Genomic DNA, 21,392 nt, shown 5'->3' with positions numbered 1-21,392 from the left:
GTCTGGGAGTGTGACTCCTTGCACGCGCTGCCGGGCGTCACACTCCGCAGACTATCGTTCACAGGCCGAAGCGACGCTGGAGGTCCCCCAGCTGACCGGGCATGCGGGGGGTGGAGCCGTGTTGACCGCCGCCGGGGCCGCCGCCAGGACCGCCACCGGGCACCCCCGGCTCGTGCGGGACCGCGCCCGTCGCCTGTTCGGCCATCAGTACCTCGGTCGACTGGAGCAGCACCGTGCCCGCGCCGACGAACTCGAACTGGTGCTCCTCGCCGGAGGTGCCTCCGATCCCGGTGAGCGACCGCAGGCCGCCCATCACGCCCGTCATGTACCCGTGGTCGTAGTGATGGCAGGGCGACGGGCAGTCCGCCCAGCCCACGAGTGCCTGCGGGTCGACCCGCACCGGCGGCTCCATGAAGACCACCGGGCCGTTGGACGCCGCGACGAACTTCCCCGTACCGATCAGGGTCAGGAACCCCGGGACGATCGACTGCTTCAGTGCCAGCGTCGGCTGGTACGCGAGCAGGTTGCCCGACCTGATGGTCAGGTTGCCGTCGTCCAGATCGAAGGAGTTCACGTCGAAGGCCCGGTCGGCGAGCAGCATCTTTCCGCTGCCCTCGGCCACCACCCAGTCACTGGCGTGCAGGGGGGAGTGGAAGCTCGTGCGGATCAGCCGGTCGAAGCGTCCGTGCCCGATGCCGTTGAAGTCGATGCGCCCGTAGTAGGCGATCATCTTGCCCTTCTGCAGGAACCACTGGCTCCCCTTGAGCTCCACGCAGAAGGTGTAGGAGTTGACGTTGTCGTCGGACGGCAGCGTCGACGGGTCATGGATCACGGGCGTGCTCACAGCTTCTCCTCCGACGCCTGGACGTACACCGCGCCGTTGCCGCTGAGCTCCAGCTGGAACGCCTCACCCGAACCGCGCCCCACCATGTCGCGCCAGCCGAGCGCCGTGGACAGCTTGTTGGTCACGCTTCCGTGGTGCGCGACGTACGCCTGCGGGTCCACGTGCACCGGCCGGCCCTGGGTGATCGGCAGTTCGATCACCCCGCCGTGCGCCATCACGGCGACCGCGCCGTGGCCCTTGAGCGTCGTGGTGAAGAGGCCCTGCCCCGTCACCTGGCCGCGCACCATGCCCATGACCCCGCCCTGCGAGCCCATGAACATGGTGCCCTGCTGGAGGGTGCCGTCGAAGGCGAGCAGCCGGTCGGCCTCCACGTAGAGCGTGTCGCCGGCCAGGTTGATCACCTGGATGTGGTGGCCACCGTGGCCGAACATCACCGTGCCGCTCCCCTCGACGGTCATCAGGGGCGCCGCCTCGTTCGCCACCCGCCGGCCGATCATCGACCCCAGGCCGCCCTGGCCGCCCTGGATGTTCGGGGTGAACGAGACGTCGCCTCGGTACGCGAGCATCGCGCCGCGCTGGCTGTACATCTTCTGGCCGGGTGCCACCGTGGCCTCGACCATCTTGGAGTTGACCTCGCGGAACGGCATCAGACATCGCCCCCCACGGTGTTGCGCTCGCTGGGCTGGACGTACACGAGGCCCTCGCCCTCGAAGCGGATCTGGAAGGACTCCCCGGAGCCCTCGCCCATCAGCGTCCGGAAGTTCACGCCGGACTGGAAGTGCTGCTGGAGCCTGCCCTGGTGGGCGATGTAGGCGCCGGGGTCGACGATCAGCGGGTACTGGGGGGTCACCCGCAGCACCACGGCCGAGCCGTCCGACATGATCGCCGCCTGGCCGGTCCCCTCCACGGTGGTGGTGAACAGGCCGTTGCCGCTCGCCCCGCCGCGCAGCCCGGTGAAGGTGGTGCCGGTGCGCAGCCCGGCGTCCGTGGCCAGCAGGTTGCTGGCCTCGACGTACAGCTTGTCGCCGTGCAACGAGACGAGGTTGATCTCACTCGCGCGGTCGGCGAAATAGCAGGTCCCCTGCCCCTTCACCTCCATCATCACCATCTGCTCGCCGGTCAGGCGGCGGGTCACCATGCCGCGGATGCCCTCACCGCCGCCGGACATCTTCTTGAAGTCCATACGGCCGTCGTACGCGACCATCGAGCCGTTCTTCGCCTTGACGGCATCGCCTGTCAGGTCGACGGCCAGCGTCTTGCTGCCTTGGAGTCGGAACATCGCCACGGTGCGACGGTAGCCGCCGGGGCGTCGCGCGGACAGGCCCCGGTGACCGATCCCACCCCGAATGAACCCTGATTCGGCCCTGAAATGCACCGATACGCGCTCTCGGGGCGGTCCGGGGACCCCGCTCCGAGGGATGCGGTGCGCGATGCCACAATGGCTGTGCTTGTGCGTGCGTTCACAAGCCGACACGCCCCTCCCACCGAAGGTGCCCTCGTGGACATCAAGACCGCTTCCGCCCTGCACCGGCTGCGCCTCATCTCGCTTCCCGAGGCGCTCTCCTTCCCGGCGCTGCTCATCTTCGGCTCGCTGCTCATGCGGGTCTCGGACATCGACTTCCTGATGCCGCCCCTCGGCGCGCTGCACGGCATCCTGTTCACGATCTACGTGATCTTCCTCGTGGACGTCTGGGTCAAGGCCAAGTGGCCCCTCAAGCGCGTCGGCCTGTTCTTCCTGCTCGCGGTCGTGCCGTTCGGCGGGCTGTACGGCGAGAAGCTGCTCAAGAAGTACGAGGCCGACGGCGTCATCGCCGCCCGCGCCCGCGCCGAGGGCACGGTGAACGCATGATCGTCGCCTTCTCCGTCAGCCCGCTGGGCGTGGGTGAGGACGTCGGCGAGTACGTCGCCGACGCCGTGCGCGTCGTCCGCGAGTCGGGGCTGCCGAACCGCACGGACGCGATGTTCACCTCGATCGAGGGTGACTGGGACGAGGTGATGGACGTCGTGAAGCGTGCCGTCGCAGCCGTCGAGGCCCGCGCGGGCCGTGTCTCCCTGGTGCTCAAGGCCGACATCCGGCCCGGTGTGACCGACGGCCTGACGTCCAAGGTCGAGACGGTGGAACGCCACCTCGCGGGCTGACGCCCGGCCGTACCGCCTCCGCGTGTACCGGAGCCCCCCGACGCCCGCAGGCGCCGGGGGTTCTTCCCGTTCGGCGCAAGAAATCCGCTCACTCGGGCTTGCCGGGTCGACACCTTGTCATATCTCCCCTTCTGTGGGGATACAGGCATATTCGACTGATGGAGGCGCGATGCCGTCGGAGGGTCACGACCACGACAACCGCGGCAGGATCGCCCAGCCGCCCCCGACCGGGTACCGGGTGAGCTACCGGCCCCTCCTCGCTGCGGAGAAGGGGCCCTCGGGAGCAGTTCTCCCGGCGGCATTCGCCCCCGTGCTCGGCGGACTGCTGCCGCTCGTCCCGCTCGTGCACGCCTTCGGGGCCGGGCAAGGTGACCGGTTCGGGGCCGCCGGGGAGCTGTTGTTCCTGACCGTCTGCGCGCTCGCGCTGGTCGCCCTCGTCAACGCGGCGCTGACCGTGTATGCCGTCAGGGTGGCCAGGGTGCCGGTTCCCGTGGCACCCGGATCCGGCACCGCGGTCGCCTTCCTCACCACGTACGCCCCGGACGGCGCGCCGCTCCCGGCGGTGCGGGCCGTCCTGGAGGGCGCGGTACGAGTCACGCACTCCGGGCCGCTGGACGTCTGGCTGCTCGACGACGGTGACGACCCGGAGGCCCGGATGCTCTGTGCCGAGCTCGGTGTGCACCACTTCACCCGCCGGGGGGTGCCCGAGTGGAACCAGGAGCGGGGCCCGCACGCCGCCGGGTCGGAGCACGGCAACCACAACGCCTGGATCGCCAAGCACGGTGACGCCTACGACCTCATCGCCTGCGTGGAGGCGGGCCGCGTCCCCCACCCGGGTCTCCTCGAACGGACGACGGGCTACTTCCGCGACCCGGACACCGCCTTCGTGGTCGGCCCGCCGGCCGACAGGTACGACGACGGCCGGCATGCCGGGTTCCACCTCCGTACGATGGCCCAGCGCGCGGGCAACCGCCGCGGGGCACCCGTACTCGACGGCACCTTCACCGTCGTACGCGTCGAGGCGCTGCGCCGGGCCGGCGGCTTCCGGGCCCCGGTCAACGGAGACATGGTCACCGGGCTTGAGATGCACGCCCGGTCCAACCCGCTGACCGAACGCGACTGGCGCTCCGTCCACACCTCGGAAACGCTGACAGCCGAGACGGCCGACGGCTCCCCGCACGGCCGGGCGCCGTACGGGCCCCTGCCTCCGCTGTACGGGAAGGCGCTGTTCCGGGTGTCTCCGGGCCGGCTGCTCGGCTACGCGCTGCTCCTCCTCCAGCGCCCCGTCGCGTTCGCCAACTGGGTGCTCTGTGCGCTGACCTGCCTGCTCTTCCCGATGACCGCGTGGGCGGTCGCAGCCCTGCCCGTCGCCCTGGCACCGGCCGCGGCGCTTCGCCTCACGCGGCTGCGCGAGCGCAGGGCCCGCGCGGCCCGCGACCGTGCGGCCCGCGCCCACCAGGACGCGGAGCACGCTCCCGCAGCCACCGCGGGCACTGCCGCGCCGGGCAGCTGACCCGGTGGTCCGGCGGCGGGCGTCAGGTCTCCTGCGCGGCCAGCGCGATGCCGAGCGGCGTGCGCTCGTACAGCACCTGGTGGCCGTACCGCCGTGAGGTGAGCAGACCCGCCGCGCGCAGCACCGCCAGATGTTCCGACACGGAGGAGGGGGCGAGGGAGAGCCGGTGCGCGAGGGCGCTGGTCCCGGCCGGTTCGTCGAGCGCGCACAGCACATCCGCGCGTGCCCGGCCCAGCAGGCGGGCGAGAGCGTCCGGTGTCCGGTCACCGGCCGGGGTCCACAGCCCGCCGATGCCGCGCGCGGGATAGATAACGGCCGGCCGCCAGGGCGGTTCGTGCCCGCCGACCACGTCGGGCCAGACGAAGGCGCTGGGCATCAGGACGAGTCCCTGGCCACCGAGCACCCGGGTGTGGTTCCCCCTGGTGCCGGCCACCGTCAGCGTCGAGTCCGTCCACCGCAACTGCGGGCTGATCTCGCCGAGCAGGCGCTCGAAGCCGACCTCGGCGAGGCGGCGCGAGTGGTAGGCGATGTCCGCCTCCAGCAGGGAGCGCAGCCGGGGCCAGTGCGGCTCGACCATGACCCGCCAGGCTCGTTCCAGCAGGTCGGCAAGTTCCCGTACCGCCCGCACCGGGTCGGCCAGCATCCGCTCGCCGGCTGGGGAGTCCGGCCGCTCCGCCAGGGCCAGCGCGATGTCGTCGCGGGCGACCAGCGGATCGACGCCGCGCACCCCCGCGATCTCTTCCTCGAAGGTGGTCGTGGGGCCGACGGGCGGCGGGCAGATGAAGTCGGGATTGTGGCCGCCGTCCGGCATGAGCAGCCACAGCGGGGTGAAGTCGAGGGCCGCCGCGTCCTCGCAGATGCGGCGCAGCCAGGGCAGGTGGTAGCCGTACGCCCCGGGGCGGGCCAGCAGTCGTACGGCCGCCTGGGTCTCCCACAGCGGCGACAGGGCGAAGCGGCAGCGCAGCAGGTCGTTCTCGTCGAAGTGCAGATGGAACGGCAAGGAGGGCCCACTCAAGTTTCGGCGTCAGCCGAAAGTCTACGGAGGGGCGGGGGCCCTGCCCCACGCTGCGTCCATGCCGAGCGACACCACCACTCCGGCGGGCACGCCCCGCGACGAGTCCACCGCCGACGTCCCGTCCCCCGATTCCGTACCGCGTTCCCGGACCGGGGGCTACCGCAGCGTGTTCGCCGTGCGGGAGTTCCGGGCGGTCTTCGCCGCCCATCTGCTCTCCCTCCTCGGCGTCGTCGTCAGTGAGCTCGCGCTCACTGTGCTCGTCTACGACCTCACGGGCTCGCCGCTGCTGTCCGCCCTCACCTTCGCGCTCGGCTTCCTCCCGTACATCGTGGGCGGAACCCTCTTCGCCGGCGTCGCCGACCGCTACCCGGCCCGGCGGGTGCTCGTCACCTGTGACCTGATCTGCGCCGGCTGCGTCGCCGTCATGGTGCTCCCGGGCACTCCCGTCGGCGGGCTCCTCGCACTGCGCTGCCTGGTCGCCGCCGTGGCGCCCGTCTTCACGGGGACGCGGACGGCCGCCCTCACGGACATCCTCGGCGAGGGCCCGCTCTATGTGCTCGGCCGCTCGCTGCTGCGCCTGGTCTCGCAGAGCGCCCTGCTCATCGGCTTCGGCGCGGGCGGGGTGCTACTCGCCGCGCTGTCCGCGCGCGGGGCCATCACCGTCACCGTGGTCACCTTCCTCTGTTCGGCGGCCTTTCTGCGCCTGGGCACCAAGGTCCGGCCCGCCCGTTCGGGAGGGGACACCAGTGGCACGCTGATGAACGAGTCGCTCGCTGGGGCCCGCGCCGTCCTCGGCAACCGTGAGACCAGGGGACTGTTGCTCCTCTTCTGGGTGCCCGCGTTTTTCGTGGTGGCCCCGGAGGCGCTCGCGGCCCCGTACGCGGACGCGACAGGCGTGGGACCGGCGGCCCTCGGACTGATGATGTGCGCGATGGCCGTCGGCCACATCGGTGCCGAGGTGTACGCCGCGACCGCCCTCGGGCCACGCACCCGCTCCCGGATCGTGCTGCCGGTCGCCGTTGTGGGCCTGCTGCCCCTGGTGCTGTACGCCTCGCGCCCCGGCATCGCGGTGACCGTGGCGGCCCTCGTGCTGGCCGGCGCGGGCGGGGCGTACATCATCGGGCTCGACCAGTGGTTCGTCGAGGCGGTGCCCGAGCACCTGAGGGGCCGGGCGATGACCCTGCTCACCGCCGGTCTGATGACGGTCCAGGGGCTCGGGATGGCACTCGCCGGACTGGCGGCGGAGTTCTTCCCGGTGCACCAGGTGGTCGCCGCCTCGGGGGCGGTGGGCGCCGTGACGACGCTGCTGCTGGCCGCCGAGGTCCGTAGAACACGCGTCCGGTACCGAAGTGCGAGACGGGCATGACCGCCACGTGACCAGTGGGTAAGGTCGTGCCGTGTCGAAGCCGCTCAGCCTTCCTTTCGACCCCATCGCCCGCGCCGAGGAACTCTGGCACCGGCGCTGGGGGCCGGTGCCCTCGATGGGCGCGATCACCTCGATCATGCGGGCGCAGCAGATCCTGCTGGCCGAGGTGGACGCGGTGGTCAAGCCGTACGGCCTGACCTTCGCCCGCTACGAGGCGCTGGTCCTGCTCACCTTCTCCCAGGCCGGTGAGCTGCCCATGTCCAAGATCGGTGAGCGCCTGATGGTGCACCCGACCTCCGTGACGAACACCGTCGACCGGCTGGTGCGGTCGGGCCTCGTCGCCAAGCGTCCGAACCCCAACGACGGGCGCGGAACCCTCGCCTCCATCACGGACAAGGGCCGCGAGGTCGTCGAGGCGGCCAGTGCGGACCTGATGGCGATGGACTTCGGACTCGGGGCGTACGACGACGAGGAGTGCGCCGAGATCTTCGCGATGCTGCGCCCGCTGCGGGTGGCCGCGCGGGACTTCGAGGACAGGTAGCCGCACAGCGCGGGGGAGCGGGGCGAGGGGCAGGGCGCCGCAAGATCGCCCCGGTCGTCCGGATACGCTCGATGCCATGAAACGCAGTGTGCTGACCCGCTACCGGGTGATGGCCTACGTCACCGCCGTCATGCTGTTGATCCTGTGCGTCTGCATGATCTTCAAGTACGGCTTCGACACCGGCGAGGGTCTGACGCTCGTCGTCTCGCAGATCCACGGTGTCCTCTACATCATCTACCTGGTCTTCGCCTTCGACCTCGGATCCAAGGCGAAGTGGCCGGTCGGCAAGCTGCTCTGGGTGCTGATCTCCGGCACGATCCCGACCGCCGCGTTCTTCGTCGAGCGCAAGGTGGTCCAGGAGGTGGAGCCGCTGATCACCGACGGCTCCCCGCAGACCGTCAAGGCCTGATCCGCCCCGCCGAACCGCCCCGCGCGAAGCGCCGGGCGGTTTGCCATCGACATTTACTAGGACGTCCTAGTAAATTCGTACCATGGACGCTCACGAGATCGAGGAAGGCCGCCGACGCTGGCAGGCCCGTTACGACAAGGCCCGCAAGCGCGACGCGGACTTCAGCACGCTCTCCGGCGACCCGGTGGAGCCTGCGTACGGGCCCCGCCCCGGCGACGCGTACGAGGGATTCGAACGGATCGGCTGGCCCGGCGAGTACCCCTTCACCCGGGGACTCCACCCCACCGGATACCGGGGCCGCACCTGGACCATCCGCCAGTTCGCCGGGTTCGGTAACGCCGAGCAGACCAACGCGCGGTACAAGACCATCCTGGCCAACGGCGGTGGCGGACTCAGCGTCGCCTTCGACATGCCGACCCTGATGGGACGTGACTCCGACGACGCCCGCGCGCTGGGCGAGGTCGGCCACTGCGGTGTCGCCATCGACTCGGCCGCCGACATGGAGGTCCTCTTCCGGGACATCCCGCTCGGGGACGTCACGACCTCGATGACCATCAGCGGGCCCGCGGTCCCCGTCTTCTGCATGTACCTCGTCGCGGCGGAGCGCCAGGGCGTCGACCCGGCCGTGCTCAACGGCACGCTCCAGACCGACATCTTCAAGGAGTACATCGCCCAGAAGGAGTGGCTCTTCCAGCCGGAGCCGCACCTCCGCCTCATCGGCGACCTGATGGAGCACTGCGCCCGCGACATCCCCGCCTACAAGCCGCTCTCGGTGTCGGGCTACCACATCCGCGAGGCCGGGGCCACGGCCGCGCAGGAGCTCGCGTACACCCTCGCCGACGGCTTCGGCTACGTCGAGCTCGGGCTCTCCCGCGGCCTCGACGTCGACACCTTCGCCTCCGGGCTGTCCTTCTTCTTCGACGCGCACCTCGACTTCTTCGAGGAGATCGCCAAGTTCCGCGCGGCCCGGCGTATCTGGGCCCGCTGGATGAAGGAGACGTACGGCGCGAAGACCGACAAGGCCCAGTGGCTCCGCTTCCACACCCAGACCGCCGGCGTCTCGCTCACGGCACAGCAGCCCTACAACAACGTCGTGCGCACCGCGGTGGAGGCGCTCTCCGCCGTCCTCGGCGGGACCAACTCGCTGCACACCAACGCCCTGGACGAGACCCTCGCCCTCCCCTCCGAGCAGGCGGCCGAGATTGCGCTGCGCACGCAGCAGGTGCTGATGGAGGAGACGGGCGTCGCCAACGTCGCGGACCCGCTGGGCGGCTCGTGGTACGTCGAGCAGCTCACCGACCGGATCGAGGCCGACGCCGAGAAGATCTTCGAGCAGATCAAGGAGCGGGGCACCCGGGCCCACCCGGACGGCAAGCACCCCATCGGACCGATGACCTCCGGCATCCTGCGCGGCATCGAGGACGGCTGGTTCACCGGCGAGATCGCCGAGTCGGCCTTCCGCTACCAGCAGTCCCTGGAGAAGGGCGAGAAGCGCGTCGTCGGCGTCAACGTCCACCACGGGTCCGTCACGGGCGACCTGGAGATCCTGCGGGTCAGTCACGAGGTGGAGCGCGACCAGGTGGCCGGGCTGGCCACGCGCAAGGAGGGCCGTGACGACGCCCGGGTCCGCAAGGCGCTGGACGCGATGCTGGCCTCCGCGCGGGACGGTTCCAACATGATCGCGCCGATGCTGGAGGCCGTACGGGCGGAGGCGACGCTGGGTGAGATCTGCGGCGTGCTGCGTGACGAGTGGGGCGTCTACACGGAGCCGCCCGGCTTCTGACCTCAAGTCAGCACTCCTGCGAGGCCGCCGCTCCCAGTCCCGAGAGCAGCAGCAGGGTGAAGCGCCGGGCCCAGTCGGCATCGACTGGCTCGGCGCTCACCAGGGCGCGGTGCACCACCGCGCCCGCGATGACGTCGAAGATCAGGTCGGCGGTGCGGGCCGCCACCGCGGGATCGGCTTCCAGCGGCAGTTCCCCGCGCTCCTCCGCCCGCTCGCGCCCCTGCAGGACCAGCCGCTTCTGCCGGGCCACGATCGAGTTCCGTATGCGGTCCCGCAGGGCCTGGTCCCGCGTCGACTCCGCGACGACCGCCATCAGCGCGGTCTTCGTCTCGGGCCGTTCCAGCACTGCGGCGAACTGCAGCACCACGGCCTCCACGTCGGCCGACAAGCTGCCCAGGTCGGGCAGCTCCAGCTCGTCGAAGAGCACGGCGACCGCGTCCACGACCAGTTCGTTCTTGCCGGCCCAGCGGCGGTACAGAGTCGTCTTCGCGACCCCGGCCCGCGACGCCACGTCGCCCATCGTCAGCTTCGACCAGCCGAGGTCGACCAGCGACGCACGGGTCGCCTCCAGGATCGCGGCGTCGGCCTCGGCGCTGCGGGGACGTCCGGATCGGGCGGGTTCGGTCGGGCTGCGGCTCAGCATGCGGCGACCATACCGGCCGGTAAGTACCGCTGACCGGCCCCGGAGCCCGTGAGACAGATCACCGCGCGCTCTTGCCCCGAAGGGGGGCCGGACAGTTACGCTACGGGTCGTAGCGTAAGAAGCGACGGTCCGCCGTCGTCACGCGACGACTGATCGACAACCACAGGTGCCGGGTGGGGACCCGGCGCCGACCACGGGGTTTCAGGGCCTCGGGGCCGCTCGTGACCACGCGCCGCGCACTCCGGCACGGCCGTGGACGGGAGCGGCTCGCGGATCGTTTTCGCGGCAGCGCGCACAGGGGGGAGGATGTACGTATGCAGCCTAGGAACATGTCCATGAGCGGCGTCGTCGACCTCGCCGCTGTGAAGGCGGCCGGCGAGGCCAAGGCGAAGGCGGAGCACGCCCGCGCGGAGTCCGCCCGCCAGGGCGGCGCCGGTGCCGTGTCCCCCGCCTCCCTGGTGATCGACGTCGATGAGGCGGGATTCGAGACCGACGTCCTCCAGCGATCCGCCGAAGTCCCGGTCGTCATCGACTTCTGGGCCGAGTGGTGCGAACCGTGCAAGCAGCTCGGCCCGCTCCTGGAGCGCCTCGCCGTCGAGTACAACGGCCGCTTCCTGCTGGCCAAGGTCGACGTCGACGCCAACCAGATGCTGATGCAGCAGTTCGGCATCCAGGGCATTCCGGCGGTCTTCGCCGTGGTGGCCGGGCAGGCCCTGCCGCTCTTCCAGGGCGCGGCTCCCGAGAGCCAGATCCGTCAGACGCTCGACCAGCTGATCCAGGTCGGTGAGGAGCGGTTCGGCCTCACCGGGATCGTCGTCGACGCCGAAGCCGGGTCGGATGACGCCGAGGGCCTCCCCGCCGAGGTGCCCGCGGGGCCGTACGACGCGCTGCTGGAGAGCGCCGCGCAGGCGCTGGACGCCAACGACTTCGACGGCGCGGTCCGGGCGTACCGGAGTGTCCTGGCCGACGACCCGCTGAACACCGAGGCGAAGCTGGGCCTGGCCCAGGCCGATCTGCTGGGCCGGGTGGCGGGCATGGACCCGCAGCAGGTCCGCAAGGCGGCCGCCGAGAACCCGGCCGATCCGGCGGCTCAGATGGACGCCGCCGACCTGGACCTCGTCGGCGGTCACGTCGAAGACGCCTTCGGGCGGCTCGTCGAGACGGTCCGCCGCAATTTCGGTGACGACCGCGACGCGGTACGGGTGCGGCTCCTGGAGCTCTTCGAGGTGATCGGCCCCGACGACCCACGTGTCGTCGCGGCCCGGACCGCCTTGGCGCGCGTCCTGTTCTGATGTGACAACACGGCCGTGGTGCCCTCCGGGCACCGCGGCCGTTTTCGCGGGCTAACGCCAACGAACGCCTGCGCTTTACCAAAACTTGATAAAAGTACGCACTGTTACTGGCAGTAAATCGCCTCCCGGGCTCTGTCCGGTTGAGGAATGAATTACCCCCATTCGCGCTCCCCCTGGACGCCACCCTGTGTGGCCGGGCGGTATCGCCCTGTCGTCCCCTGGTTATCGGGTCGTTACTAGCGAGTAACGATCCCCCTTGTGCCACGGCCGCGAATGCACCACGATCGGCCACGCTCGGTCCAATACCCGCCGGCCCGACGTCCAGTCGGGCGAGCGGGTCCTTTGGGTCCCCACCGGGTGGTCGGCGGCAGTGGCGCCGATCGCGGACAGGGGGGTTCCTGCCCCTGGGCAGGGCCTGTCCGGAACCGGCTGCGCAGACGCGTGGCCAGTGGTTGTCGCTCGGGGGTGATCGCCGGTGATTCGGATGCGGTACGCGCCTCCGGTCCGGGCGCTCTCCTTCCCGAGGACGTAGCACTTCTCCCATCCCAGGGCGGGCACGATGCCCGTACCGGAGATGTACGTCCGAGAAGGAGGAAATTTTATGAGTTCGCAGGTTCGCGGTGGTACCAGATGGAAGCGTTTCGCTCTGGTCATGGTCCCGAGCGTCGTCGCGACCGCCGCTGTCGGCGTCGGTCTGGCGCAGGGTGCGCTCGCCGCGTCGTTCAGCGTCTCCGGCCAGAGCTTCAAGGTCAGCACCGACAAGCTCGTCGGTCATGACTTCGTCCAGTACGGGAGCGTCGCTGTCGGAAAGGACCTCAAGGGCAACGACGTTGCACACCCGGTCGCCGTCTCCGGCTTCAGCAGCGCCACGATAACCAACATGTGCCAGTCGGTGGTCACGCCTGGCCTGCCCTTCGGTCTCGGCAGCGTCAGCCTCGAGCTGAACGCGGGCACCGACCCGAAGAAGCCCGTCGAGGCGACGAACCTCTACCTCGACGTGGCCCAGCTCGACGCGGACGCGTACTTCGAGAAGATCGACATCGGTGTCGCAGCCGGTTCGGTCGGTAAGCCCGGCATCCAGTCCGGCACCGAGAAGGCCGTCAACCCGAACGGCTTCGCGCAGCGCGCCGAGACGGCGACGCTGTCCAACGTGAAGCAGACGGCGTGGGCGACCACCGCCGGCACCTTCAAGCTGAGCAACCTGAGCCTGAAGCTGCACAAGGGCGTCAAGGAGTGCTTCTAAGCACTCGCCCGGGTGGCCGGAGTGTTCCGTGAGGACCTCCGGCCGCCCACCCCTTCTCTTCTCACAGCAGTACCGGTTCCAGGGAGCTGTTTTCCATGAGCCCCGAGTCCACAGGGCAGAACGAGCACTACCTCACCGTCTACCGGCGGGGATTCCGCACCTGGCGGGGTAACCGGCCGTTCTGGGCGGGCCTTTTCACCATTTTGGGTGGTCTACCCATCGCGTACTTCCCGTACGCCAACATGCACCTCGGCAACATGACGATCGCGATGTCGACCACCGCGGGTGCGGGATCGCTGATCATCGGGGTCCTGCTCGTCACACTGGGCCTCACGATGTGGTTCCACCACATCGTGCGGGTGTTCGCCGGTGTCGCCGCGATCCTGCTCGCGCTGATCTCCATACCTGTCGCCAACATCGGCGGCTTCATCGTCGGCTTCGTCTTCGCGCTCCTCGGCGGAGCCCTCTCCATCGCCTGGGTACCGGGCGAGGCAAAGGCGGCCTCGGACACCGCGGTGGCCGGCGCGCCGGAGACGTGGACGCACAGGAGCGACGACGACCGGGCACCCGAGTACGGCCAGGAGTTCCAGGGCGCGGCCTCGGTCCCGCCGCAGCCGGCGCAGTCCGACGGGGCGGTCGAGGGTGACGGCGGGAGGCATCGTGCGGGGTGACGACAGGCAGATGAACGACTTCGGGCAGGACGACCCCCCGGAGCGAAGAGGCCCCCGTCACGCGGCCCCCAGGAAGTCACTGCTGACGAAGCTGCACATGCCCTCGGGAAAGAAGGCGTTCGCGCTCGCCGCGATGCCGACCGCGGTCTTCGTGGGCATGGGTCTCACCCCCAAGCTGGCGATGGCCGACGACAGCACGGACATCCCGTTCGCGCCCGGCCCCTGCGTGACCCGTTCCGACGAGCCGGCCGAGTCGCAGGAGCCCGAGGCGAAGCCGACCCCGAGTGCCACGCCGTCGGCCGAAGCCGGCAAGGACGACGAGGCGGGCAAGGGCGACGAGGCGGGCGGCACGGACGAGACGGCCGAACCGAAGCCCTCGGCGAGCGCCTCCGCGACGGAGTCGCCCTCGGCGGCTCCCGACGACAAGAGTGCCCCGGCTCCCGCACCCACCGAGTCGAAGAACCCGCTCGACCCGCTGGGTGTCGGCGACGCGCTCAAGGACCTCCTCGGCGGACCGGACGAGGAGACGGCCGAGCCGTCCCCCAGCGCCACGGCGGCGACCCCCGAGCCGTCGCAGAGCACCACCCCCGCCAAGCCGGTGGAGGAGGCCACGGACGCGGTGAAGGACACGGTCGACAAGACCACCGACGCCATCCGTGACGCCGCCGACAAGGCGGGCAAGGGCGTCGAGGAGCTCGACGAGGACGTCAAGGGCCTCGACCCGGTGAAGGACGAGGACATCCCCGACGGGGCCAAGGAGCGCTTCCCCTGCCCGACCGCCGACCCCAAGGCGCTCGCCGCGGCCGACCTGGAGCAGGGCATCCCGCTGCTCCCCGACGACCCGTGGATCCTCGAAAGCTCGCGTCTGACGCTCAACGGGCTGGACTACAGGGGCATCGTCGAGGTGAAGACGTACAACGGCAGCGTCAAGAAGGTGCTCAAGTTCACCGCGGACACCATCGACATCAAGGACCTGCACCAGCTGACGAAGGGTCCGGCCGGCACCACCGGCCACGTCGAGGCGGAGAAGGGGTCGACCTCCACCATCCGCAACGGCACGGTGACCATGTACACCGAGAAGCTGAAGGGCAACCTCTTCGGCATCATCCCGATCATCTTCAGCCCGGAGTCCCCGCCCCCGCTGAACGTGCCCTTCGCCTTCTTCACGGACGTCGAGGTGACCCAGGCCGGCCAGTTCGGCGGCTCGCTCAAGGTCCCCGGTCTGCAGAACTACTTCACCGGCGGCAACAGCTAGTGCCCCTCCCGGCAAGCTTTGCCCCGTCGCGCCGCCCAGCACGCACGCTCGCTGCGTTGGCCAAAAGCCCTGGTAGCTCCGCTACAGGGACTTCCGGCCGCCTTGCGATCGCACGCACCGGCCGACGCTCCTGCCGGGCAGACATTGCCGGTCGCGGCACTAGCCGGTGGTCCTGACCCGTCCGGGAGCCGCACACGACCGTGGCCCGCACCCCGTGAGAACGGTGTGCAGGCCACGGTCGTGTGCCGGGCGGGACGTCAGGTGCGGTCGCCGCTCAGGTGGTGGACCCGGACCATGTTGGTGGTGCCGGGGACACCGGGGGGCGAGCCGGCCGTGATGACCATGGTGTCGCCGTCGCTGTAGCGGTTCAGCTTCAGCAGTTCGGCGTCCACCAGGTCGACCATGGCGTCCGTGTTGTCCGCGTGAGGCACGACGTAGGACTCGATGCCCCAGCTCAGCGCGAGCTGGTTGCGGGTCGACTCCTCCGTGGTGAAGGCCAGGATCGGCTGGGCGGCGCGGTAGCGCGAGAGGCGACGGGCCGTGTCACCGGACTTGGTGAAGGCCACCAGCGCCTTGCCGTTGAGGAAGTCGGCGATCTCGCACGCCGCACGAGCCACCGAACCGCCCTGCGTACGGGGCTTCTTGCCCGGCACCAGCGGCTGGAGTCCCTTGCTGAGCAGCTCCTCCTCGGCGGCGACGACGATCTTCGACATCGTCTTGACCGTCTCGATCGGGTACGCGCCGACGGACGACTCGGCGGACAGCATGACCGCGTCCGCGCCGTCCAGAATCGCGTTGGCGACGTCGGAGGCCTCGGCGCGGGTCGGCCGCGAATTGGTGATCATCGACTCCATCATCTGGGTCGCCACGATCACCGGCTTGGCGTTGCGGCGGCACAGCTCGATGAGCCGCTTCTGCACCATCGGGACCTTCTCGAGCGGGTATTCGACGGCCAGGTCGCCACGGGCGACCATGACGCCGTCGAAGGCGGCGACGATGCCTTCCATGTGCTCGACGGCCTGCGGCTTCTCCACCTTGGCGATGACGGGGACCCGGCGGCCCTCCTCGTCCATCACCTTGTGCACGTCCTTGACATCCTCGGCGTCTCGGACGAAGGACAGCGCGACCAGGTCACAGCCCATCCGCAGGGCGAACCGGAGGTCCTCGACGTCCTTGTCGGACAGCGCGGGGACGTTGACCGCCGCACCCGGCAGGTTGATGCCCTTGTGGTCGGAGATGACACCGCCCTCGATCACGATGGTGGTGACCCTGGGGCCGTCCACCGAGACGACCTTCAGCTCGACGTTGCCGTCGTTGATCAGGATCGGGTCACCCTTGGCGACGTCGCCGGGCAGCCCCTTGTAGGTGGTGCCGCACATCGACTTGTCGCCGGGGACGTCCTCGGAGGTGATGACGAACTCGTCCCCCCGGACCAGCTCGACCGGACCCTCGGCGAACTTCGCGAGGCGGATCTTCGGTCCCTGGAGGTCGGCGAGCACGCCGACCGCGCGGCCGGTCTCGGCGGCGGCCTTGCGGACCCTGTCGTAACGGCCTTGGTGCTCCTCGTGGGTACCGTGACTGAAGTTGAAACGGGCCACGCTCATGCCGGCCTCGATCAGAGCGACGAGCTGCTCATGGGAGTCGACGGCGGGACCGAGGGTGCAGACGATTTTGGAACGGCGCATGAGGCGGATCCTATCGGTTTGTTTCAGTGCGGAATATTCCGTCTGGTGGAAGATACAAAGGGGCGGGGGTCCGCTCAGTTGTGGACCAGGGCGAAGGTCTGGCCGGCGATCTCCAGCTCCTCGTCCGTAGGTACGACGGCGACCGCCACCCGGGCGTCGTCGGGTGAGATCAGCCTTGGTTCGCCGGACCGTACGGCGTTGCGGTCCGCGTCCACGGCCATGCCGAACCACTCCAGTCCGGCGAGCGCAGCCTCGCGCACCGGAGCGGAGTTCTCCCCCACCCCCGCCGTGAACACCACGGCGTCCACCCGGCCGAGCACCGCCGAATAGGCGCCGATGTACTTCTTCAGGCGGTGAATGTAGATGTCGAACGCGAGGGCGGCCCGCTCGTCGCCCTCGTCCACCCGGCGCCGGATCTCCCGCATGTCGTTGTCGCCGCAGAGACCGACCAGGCCGCTCCTCTTGTTCAGCAGGACGTCGATCTCGTCCGTCGACATGCCCGCCACCCGCTCCAGGTGGAAGGTGACGGCCGGATCGATGTCTCCCGAACGCGTACCCATGACCAGCCCCTCCAAGGGGGTCAGTCCCATCGAGGTGTCCACGCACCTGCCGCCCGCCACGGCGGACGCGGAAGCGCCGTTGCCCAGATGGAGCACGATCACGTTCACCTCCTCCACGGGCCGGCCCAGCAGCTGTGCCGTCCTGCGCGACACGTACGCGTGGGAGGTGCCGTGGAAGCCGTAGCGGCGGATGCGGTGCGCGTCCGCCGTCTCCACGTCGATCGCGTACCGGGCGGCGTGCTCCGGCATGGTCGTGTGGAACGCCGTGTCGAAGACCGCGACCTGCGGCAGGTCCGGGCGCAGGGCCTGGGCGGTGCGGATACCGGTGATGTTGGCCGGGTTGTGCAGCGGAGCCACCGGGACCAGCCGTTCGATCTCCTTCAGCACCTCGTCGGTGATCACCGTGGGCTCGCTGAACTTCAGCCCGCCGTGCACCACCCGGTGGCCGATCGCGGCCAGCTCGGGGGAGTCGAGCCCCAGCCCGTCGGCCGCCAGCTCCTCGGCGGCGGCCTTCAGCGCCTGCTCGTGGTCCGCGATCCGCCCGGCGCGCTCCCTGGGATCCCCGTCGCCGGCGAGTGGCGTGTGCACCAGCCGGGATGCCGGCTCGCCGATGCGCTCGACGAGGCCGGTGGCCAGCCGTGTGCGGTCACGCATGTCCAGCAGCTGGTACTTCAGCGACGAGGAACCGGAATTGAGCACGAGTACGCGATGGGCGTCAGCCATGGATCTGGGAACCTCCGCTGGTCGGTAGGTGGTCATCGTCGTCACTCGCCGTCCTCGGCCCATGTCTGGGCCTGGATCGCCGTGATGGCCACCGTGTTGACGATGTCCTGGACCAGTGCCCCGCGCGAGAGGTCGTTGACCGGCTTGCGCAGCCCCTGGAGGACCGGGCCGACCGCGACCGCGCCCGCCGAGCGCTGGACCGCCTTGTAGGTGTTGTTGCCGGTGTTGAGGTCCGGGAAGATCAGCACGGTCGCCCGGCCCGCCACCTCCGAAGCCGGCAGCTTGGTCGCGGCGACGGACGGCTCGACCGCCGCGTCGTACTGGATCGGGCCCTCGATGCTCAGGTCCGGCCGTGAGGCGCGTACCCGCTCGGTGGCCTCGCGCACCTTGTCGACATCGGCGCCCGTGCCCGAGGTGCCGGTCGAGTACGACAGCATCGCGATCCTGGGCTCCACCCCGAAGCGGGACGCGGTGACGGCCGACTGCACCGCGATGTCGGCGAGCTGCGCCGCGTCCGGATCCGGGTTGACCGCGCAGTCGCCGTATACCAGCACCTTGTCGGCGAGACACATGAAGAAGACGGAGGAGACGATCGAGGCTTCAGGCTTGGTCTTGATGATCTCGAACGCGGGCCTGATCGTCGCCGCCGTGGAGTGCACCGACCCGGAGACCATCCCGTCGGCCAGCCCCTCCTGGACCATCAGGGTGCCGAAGTAGTTGACGTCGGAGACCACGTCGTACGCCAGCTCCACCGTCACCCCGCGGTGCGCGCGCAGCTCGGCGTACCGCTCGGCGAAGCCCTGGCGAAGCTCGGAGGTCTGCGGGTCGACGACGTGGCTGTCGGCGAGGTCCACGCCCAGGTCGGCGGCCTTCCTGCGGATGGTCTCCATGTCGCCGAGCAGCGTCAGATCGCAGACGTCACGGCGCAGCAGCACGTCGGCGGCGCGCAGGATGCGCTCCTCGGTGCCCTCGGGCAGCACGACGCGCCGCCGGTCGGCGCGGGCCTGTTCCAGCAGTTCGTGCTCGAACATCATCGGGGTGACCCGGCCGCTGCGGGCGACCGAGATGCGGTCGAGCAGGGCGGCGGTGTCCACGTGGCGCTCGAAGAGGCCGAGCGCGGTCTCGGCCTTGCGGGGCGTCGCCGCGTTCAGCTTGCCTTCCAGGGCGAAGAGTTCACCGGCCGTGGGGAAGGAGCCGCCCGCCACCGCCACGACCGGGGTGCCCGGTGCGAGGCGGGCCGCGAGCCGCAGGATCTCCTCGCCGGGACGCTCGTCCAGGGTCAGCAGCACGCCCGCGATGGGCGGGGTGCCCGCGCTGTGCGCGGCGAGCGACCCGACGACCAGGTCGGCGCGGTCGCCCGGGGTCACCACCATGCAGCCCGGGGTCAGTGCCTTCAGGAAGTTGGGCAGCATCGCCCCGCCGAAGACGAAGTCCAGCGCGTCCCTGGCCAGTCCCGCGTCGTCACCGAGCAGGACCGTGCCGCCCAGGGCGGCGGTGATCTGGGCGACGGTGGGCGCGGAGAGCGCCGGGTCGTCGGGCAGCACCGAGCAGGGGACCGGCAGCTGGGTCCGCAGGTGTTCGGCGATGTCCTCCCGGTCCTCGGACGCCACCCTGTTCACGATCATGGCGAGGACGTCGCAGCCGAGGCCGGTGTACGCGCGGTAGGCGTTGCGTGTCTCGGCCCGCACGGACTCGGCGTCCTGGTCCTGGCCGCCGACGACCGCGATCACCGAGGCGCCGAACTCGTTGGCCAGCCTGGCGTTCAGCGCCAGCTCGTCCGGGAGCTGGGTGGCGGCGAAGTCGCTGCCGAGCACCAGTACGACCTCGTAGTCGCGTGCCACCCGGTGGAAGCGGTCCACCAGCAGGGAGACCAGTTCGTCGGTCCCCTGCTCGGCCTGTATGGCGGAGGCCGCGTGATAGTCCAGCCCGAACACGGTCTCGGGGCTCTGCGAGAGCCGGTAGCGGGCCCGCAGCAGCTCGAACAGCCGGTCGGGTCCGTCGTGGAGCAGTGGCCGGAAGACGCCGACCCGGTCCACCTGACGCGTCAGTAGCTCCATGACTCCCAGATCGACGACCTGGCGGCCGTCCCCCCGGTCGATCCCGGTCACGTACACGCTGCGCGTCACGCGTGCTCTCCCGTCCTGTTTGGCTGGCATTGTCCCTTTGACGATACCCGCCGGGGCAGGCGGGACGCCCCCGGCCGTGGCCGTTCCGGGACCTTCCCCGGCGCCGGCGGGCCCCGCAACGGCCAAGCCGGAAGCACGAGGTCCGGGCCGGGCGTGGGACAATCGTCGTGGCTCACGGTACGGGGGTTTTTCGAAGGGCCCCCGGAATGCATGGCACAAGCGAGCAGGAGACAGAGCACGATGCGCATCGGAATTCTCACCGCAGGCGGAGACTGCCCAGGCCTCAACGCCGTGATCCGGTCGGTCGTGCACCGCGCCGTGGTGGGACACGGCGATGAAGTCATCGGCTTCGAGGACGGTTTCAAGGGGCTGCTCGACGGCCACTTCCGGCCTCTCGACCTGAACGCGGTCAGCGGCATCCTGGCCCGCGGCGGCACCATCCTCGGTTCGGCGCGACTGGAGCGCGACCGGCTGCGCGAAGCCGCGGAGAACTGCGCCGAGCTCTCGCTCCGCTACGGCATCGACGCGCTGATCCCCATCGGCGGCGAGGGCACGCTCACCGCCGCACGCATGCTGTCCGAGGCGGGCATGCCCGTCGTCGGCGTCCCGAAGACCATCGACAACGACATCTCGGCCACCGACCGGACCTTCGGCTTCGACACCGCCGTGGGCGTCGCGACCGAGGCCATAGACCGACTCAAGACCACCGCCGAATCGCACCAGCGCGTCATGGTGGTGGAGGTCATGGGCCGCCACGCGGGCTGGATCGCGCTGGAGTCCGGGATGGCGGGCGGCGCCCACGGCATCTGCCTGCCGGAGCGGCCCTTCCAGGTCGACGACCTGGTCAAGATGGTCGAGGAACGCTTCTCCCGGGGCAAGAAGTTCGCCGTCATCTGCGTCGCCGAGGGCGCGCACCCGGCGGAGGGTTCCATGTCGTACGCCAAGGGTGAGATCGACCAGTTCGGCCACGAGCGCTTCCAGGGCATCGGCAACCGTCTCGCCGTCGAGCTGGAGCTGCGCCTCGGCAAGGAGGCCCGGCCGGTCATCCTCGGGCACGTGCAGCGCGGCGGCACGCCGACGGCGTACGACCGGGTGCTGGCGACCCGCTTCGGCTGGAACGCGGTGGAGGCCGTGCACCGCGGGGACTTCGGCCGCATGACCTCACTGCGCGGGACCGACATCGTGATGGCGCCGCTGGCGGACGCCGTGGCCCGGCTGAAGACGGTACCGAGCGACCGGATCTACGAGGCCGAGTCGGTCTTCTGATCCCTGCGCCGGGCATCGCGTCCGGCGCCCGCGCGGCCCCGGTGTCCCTGGTCCGTGACTGTGGGAGGCCGGGGCCGTGCCCGCCGTTGGCCGCGGCGCGGAGACGTGCGGTCCCCCCGGCCGGGCTCAGACCCGAATCCGCAGGTAGTGCGGGGTGTGTGGCAGCTGATATGGCGACAGGTGCACTTTGCCGGTGAGAAGATCGAGGTTCCTACACCGTGACCGACTCGCCCATGAAAGTGCACCTGCCGAGTGAAGAAGATATCGCGTCGTCGTACCGCCTCTCGCACCCCCGGCAAGCGGTGGTCGAGGGTGAGA

General features: G+C 70.3%; 20 protein-coding genes. 12 read left to right on the top strand and 8 right to left on the bottom strand.

Going from position 1 to position 21,392, the window contains the following annotated elements; all coding sequences use genetic code 11:
• Window positions 1-58: 58 nt before the first annotated feature.
• The 3 genes from ACFU5K_RS07750 to ACFU5K_RS07740 are packed head-to-tail and all read right to left on the bottom strand — an operon-like array spanning window position 59 to window position 2,123.
• Entirely contained in the window at window positions 59-844 is a 786-nt protein-coding gene (locus ACFU5K_RS07750; RefSeq protein WP_384057993.1) for an AIM24 family protein, read from the bottom strand.
• Window positions 841-1,491, bottom strand: a complete 651-nt coding sequence (locus ACFU5K_RS07745; protein WP_384057992.1) for an AIM24 family protein — start codon at window positions 1,489-1,491, stop codon at window positions 841-843. Before ACFU5K_RS07745 ends, ACFU5K_RS07750 begins: the two co-directional genes overlap by 4 nt.
• Window positions 1,491-2,123, bottom strand: coding sequence for an AIM24 family protein (locus ACFU5K_RS07740; RefSeq protein WP_384058105.1), 633 nt, complete (start codon window positions 2,121-2,123; stop codon window positions 1,491-1,493). The genes ACFU5K_RS07745 and ACFU5K_RS07740 overlap by 1 nt, the downstream gene beginning before the upstream one ends.
• A 219-nt stretch (window positions 2,124-2,342) precedes the next feature.
• Between ACFU5K_RS07740 and ACFU5K_RS07735 the strand changes: the two genes are divergently transcribed.
• The 3 genes from ACFU5K_RS07735 (at window position 2,343) to ACFU5K_RS07725 (ending at window position 4,496) form a co-directional block, all read left to right on the top strand.
• Window positions 2,343-2,693: a DUF3817 domain-containing protein gene (locus tag ACFU5K_RS07735; RefSeq protein WP_384057990.1), complete on the top strand. Its 351-nt coding sequence runs from the start codon at window positions 2,343-2,345 to the stop codon at window positions 2,691-2,693.
• Window positions 2,690-2,983 (top strand): MTH1187 family thiamine-binding protein, encoded by a 294-nt coding sequence (locus ACFU5K_RS07730; RefSeq protein ID WP_327114513.1) that lies wholly within the window; start codon window positions 2,690-2,692, stop codon window positions 2,981-2,983. Before ACFU5K_RS07735 ends, ACFU5K_RS07730 begins: the two co-directional genes overlap by 4 nt.
• Window positions 2,984-3,152: 169 nt before the next feature.
• Window positions 3,153-4,496: a glycosyl transferase gene (locus tag ACFU5K_RS07725; protein WP_384057988.1), complete on the top strand. Its 1,344-nt coding sequence runs from the start codon at window positions 3,153-3,155 to the stop codon at window positions 4,494-4,496.
• Window positions 4,497-4,518: 22 nt separating this feature from the next.
• Here the strand turns inward: ACFU5K_RS07725 and ACFU5K_RS07720 are convergent, their stop codons facing one another.
• Window positions 4,519-5,496: a DUF5937 family protein gene (locus tag ACFU5K_RS07720; protein ID WP_384057987.1), complete on the bottom strand. Its 978-nt coding sequence runs from the start codon at window positions 5,494-5,496 to the stop codon at window positions 4,519-4,521.
• A gap of 73 nt (window positions 5,497-5,569) precedes the next feature.
• On the opposite strand from ACFU5K_RS07720, the gene ACFU5K_RS07715 reads away from it, so the two are divergent.
• From ACFU5K_RS07715 to ACFU5K_RS07700, 4 genes are all read left to right on the top strand, one after another.
• Complete coding sequence (locus ACFU5K_RS07715; protein ID WP_384057985.1) at window positions 5,570-6,877, top strand: MFS transporter; 1,308 nt, start codon at window positions 5,570-5,572, stop codon at window positions 6,875-6,877.
• A gap of 31 nt (window positions 6,878-6,908) precedes the next feature.
• The gene (locus ACFU5K_RS07710) at window positions 6,909-7,418 is read left to right on the top strand and encodes a MarR family winged helix-turn-helix transcriptional regulator (protein ID WP_384057984.1); all 510 of its coding nucleotides are present in this window, start codon (window positions 6,909-6,911) and stop codon (window positions 7,416-7,418) included.
• A gap of 76 nt (window positions 7,419-7,494) precedes the next feature.
• Entirely contained in the window at window positions 7,495-7,827 is a 333-nt protein-coding gene (locus ACFU5K_RS07705; RefSeq protein WP_384057983.1) for a DUF3817 domain-containing protein, read from the top strand.
• 82 nt (window positions 7,828-7,909) lie between these two features.
• Window positions 7,910-9,610: a methylmalonyl-CoA mutase gene (locus ACFU5K_RS07700; protein ID WP_384057981.1), complete on the top strand. Its 1,701-nt coding sequence runs from the start codon at window positions 7,910-7,912 to the stop codon at window positions 9,608-9,610.
• A gap of 7 nt (window positions 9,611-9,617) precedes the next feature.
• On the opposite strand, the gene ACFU5K_RS07695 is transcribed toward ACFU5K_RS07700, so the two are convergent.
• Entirely contained in the window at window positions 9,618-10,253 is a 636-nt protein-coding gene (locus ACFU5K_RS07695; protein WP_384057979.1) for a TetR/AcrR family transcriptional regulator, read from the bottom strand.
• 314 nt (window positions 10,254-10,567) lie between these two features.
• On the opposite strand from ACFU5K_RS07695, the gene ACFU5K_RS07690 reads away from it, so the two are divergent.
• From ACFU5K_RS07690 to ACFU5K_RS07675, 4 genes are all read left to right on the top strand, one after another.
• Window positions 10,568-11,545, top strand: a complete 978-nt coding sequence (locus ACFU5K_RS07690; protein WP_384057978.1) for a tetratricopeptide repeat protein — start codon at window positions 10,568-10,570, stop codon at window positions 11,543-11,545.
• Window positions 11,546-12,146: 601 nt separating this feature from the next.
• Entirely contained in the window at window positions 12,147-12,788 is a 642-nt protein-coding gene (locus tag ACFU5K_RS07685; RefSeq protein WP_384057976.1) for a DUF6230 family protein, read from the top strand.
• A gap of 95 nt (window positions 12,789-12,883) precedes the next feature.
• Window positions 12,884-13,459 carry a DUF6114 domain-containing protein gene (locus ACFU5K_RS07680; protein ID WP_384057975.1) on the top strand — a complete coding sequence of 192 codons (576 nt, stop codon included), beginning with the start codon at window positions 12,884-12,886 and terminating at the stop codon, window positions 13,457-13,459.
• Window positions 13,449-14,714 (top strand): hypothetical protein, encoded by a 1,266-nt coding sequence (locus ACFU5K_RS07675; RefSeq protein WP_384057973.1) that lies wholly within the window; start codon window positions 13,449-13,451, stop codon window positions 14,712-14,714. Before ACFU5K_RS07680 ends, ACFU5K_RS07675 begins: the two co-directional genes overlap by 11 nt.
• Before the next feature lie 257 nt (window positions 14,715-14,971).
• Here the strand turns inward: ACFU5K_RS07675 and pyk are convergent, their stop codons facing one another.
• From pyk to pta, 3 genes are all read right to left on the bottom strand, one after another.
• On the bottom strand, window positions 14,972-16,399 hold the full coding sequence (gene pyk, locus ACFU5K_RS07670) for a pyruvate kinase (RefSeq protein WP_384057971.1): 1,428 nt from the start codon (window positions 16,397-16,399) through the stop codon (window positions 14,972-14,974).
• 74 nt (window positions 16,400-16,473) lie between these two features.
• Window positions 16,474-17,682 carry an acetate kinase gene (locus tag ACFU5K_RS07665; RefSeq protein WP_384057970.1) on the bottom strand — a complete coding sequence of 403 codons (1,209 nt, stop codon included), beginning with the start codon at window positions 17,680-17,682 and terminating at the stop codon, window positions 16,474-16,476.
• A 41-nt stretch (window positions 17,683-17,723) separates the two neighbouring features.
• Complete coding sequence (pta, locus tag ACFU5K_RS07660) at window positions 17,724-19,808, bottom strand: phosphate acetyltransferase (RefSeq protein ID WP_384057968.1); 2,085 nt, start codon at window positions 19,806-19,808, stop codon at window positions 17,724-17,726.
• 240 nt (window positions 19,809-20,048) lie between these two features.
• Between pta and ACFU5K_RS07655 the strand changes: the two genes are divergently transcribed.
• The gene (locus ACFU5K_RS07655; protein ID WP_384057967.1) at window positions 20,049-21,074 is read left to right on the top strand and encodes an ATP-dependent 6-phosphofructokinase; all 1,026 of its coding nucleotides are present in this window, start codon (window positions 20,049-20,051) and stop codon (window positions 21,072-21,074) included.
• Window positions 21,075-21,392: the final 318 nt, after the last annotated feature.

The sequence above is a fragment of the Streptomyces sp. NPDC057428 genome (assembly GCF_042803195.1).
In the GTDB taxonomy this organism is placed as follows: domain Bacteria; phylum Actinomycetota; class Actinomycetes; order Streptomycetales; family Streptomycetaceae; genus Streptomyces.
Note: the sequence above shows the minus strand (reverse complement) of the source record. Positions and strands in the feature narration are given on the sequence as shown.

Bases quoted from the DNA above. Each gene is read 5' to 3' on its own strand.
- ACFU5K_RS07745 (WP_384057992.1), bottom strand. From the start codon at position 1,491: ATGCCGTTCCGCGAGGTCAACTCCAAGATGGTCGAGGCCACGGTGGCA.
- ACFU5K_RS07740 (WP_384058105.1), bottom strand. From the start codon at position 2,123: ATGTTCCGACTCCAAGGCAGCAAGACGCTGGCCGTCGACCTGACAGGC.
- ACFU5K_RS07730 (WP_327114513.1), top strand. From the start codon at position 2,690: ATGATCGTCGCCTTCTCCGTCAGCCCGCTGGGCGTGGGTGAGGACGTC.
- ACFU5K_RS07725 (WP_384057988.1), top strand. From the start codon at position 3,153: ATGCCGTCGGAGGGTCACGACCACGACAACCGCGGCAGGATCGCCCAG.
- ACFU5K_RS07715 (WP_384057985.1), top strand. From the start codon at position 5,570: ATGCCGAGCGACACCACCACTCCGGCGGGCACGCCCCGCGACGAGTCC.
- ACFU5K_RS07705 (WP_384057983.1), top strand. From the start codon at position 7,495: ATGAAACGCAGTGTGCTGACCCGCTACCGGGTGATGGCCTACGTCACC.
- ACFU5K_RS07700 (WP_384057981.1), top strand. From the start codon at position 7,910: ATGGACGCTCACGAGATCGAGGAAGGCCGCCGACGCTGGCAGGCCCGT.
- ACFU5K_RS07695 (WP_384057979.1), bottom strand. From the start codon at position 10,253: ATGCTGAGCCGCAGCCCGACCGAACCCGCCCGATCCGGACGTCCCCGC.
- ACFU5K_RS07690 (WP_384057978.1), top strand. From the start codon at position 10,568: ATGCAGCCTAGGAACATGTCCATGAGCGGCGTCGTCGACCTCGCCGCT.
- ACFU5K_RS07685 (WP_384057976.1), top strand. From the start codon at position 12,147: ATGAGTTCGCAGGTTCGCGGTGGTACCAGATGGAAGCGTTTCGCTCTG.
- ACFU5K_RS07680 (WP_384057975.1), top strand. From the start codon at position 12,884: ATGAGCCCCGAGTCCACAGGGCAGAACGAGCACTACCTCACCGTCTAC.
- pyk (WP_384057971.1), bottom strand. From the start codon at position 16,399: ATGCGCCGTTCCAAAATCGTCTGCACCCTCGGTCCCGCCGTCGACTCC.
- ACFU5K_RS07665 (WP_384057970.1), bottom strand. From the start codon at position 17,682: ATGGCTGACGCCCATCGCGTACTCGTGCTCAATTCCGGTTCCTCGTCG.
- ACFU5K_RS07655 (WP_384057967.1), top strand. From the start codon at position 20,049: ATGCGCATCGGAATTCTCACCGCAGGCGGAGACTGCCCAGGCCTCAAC.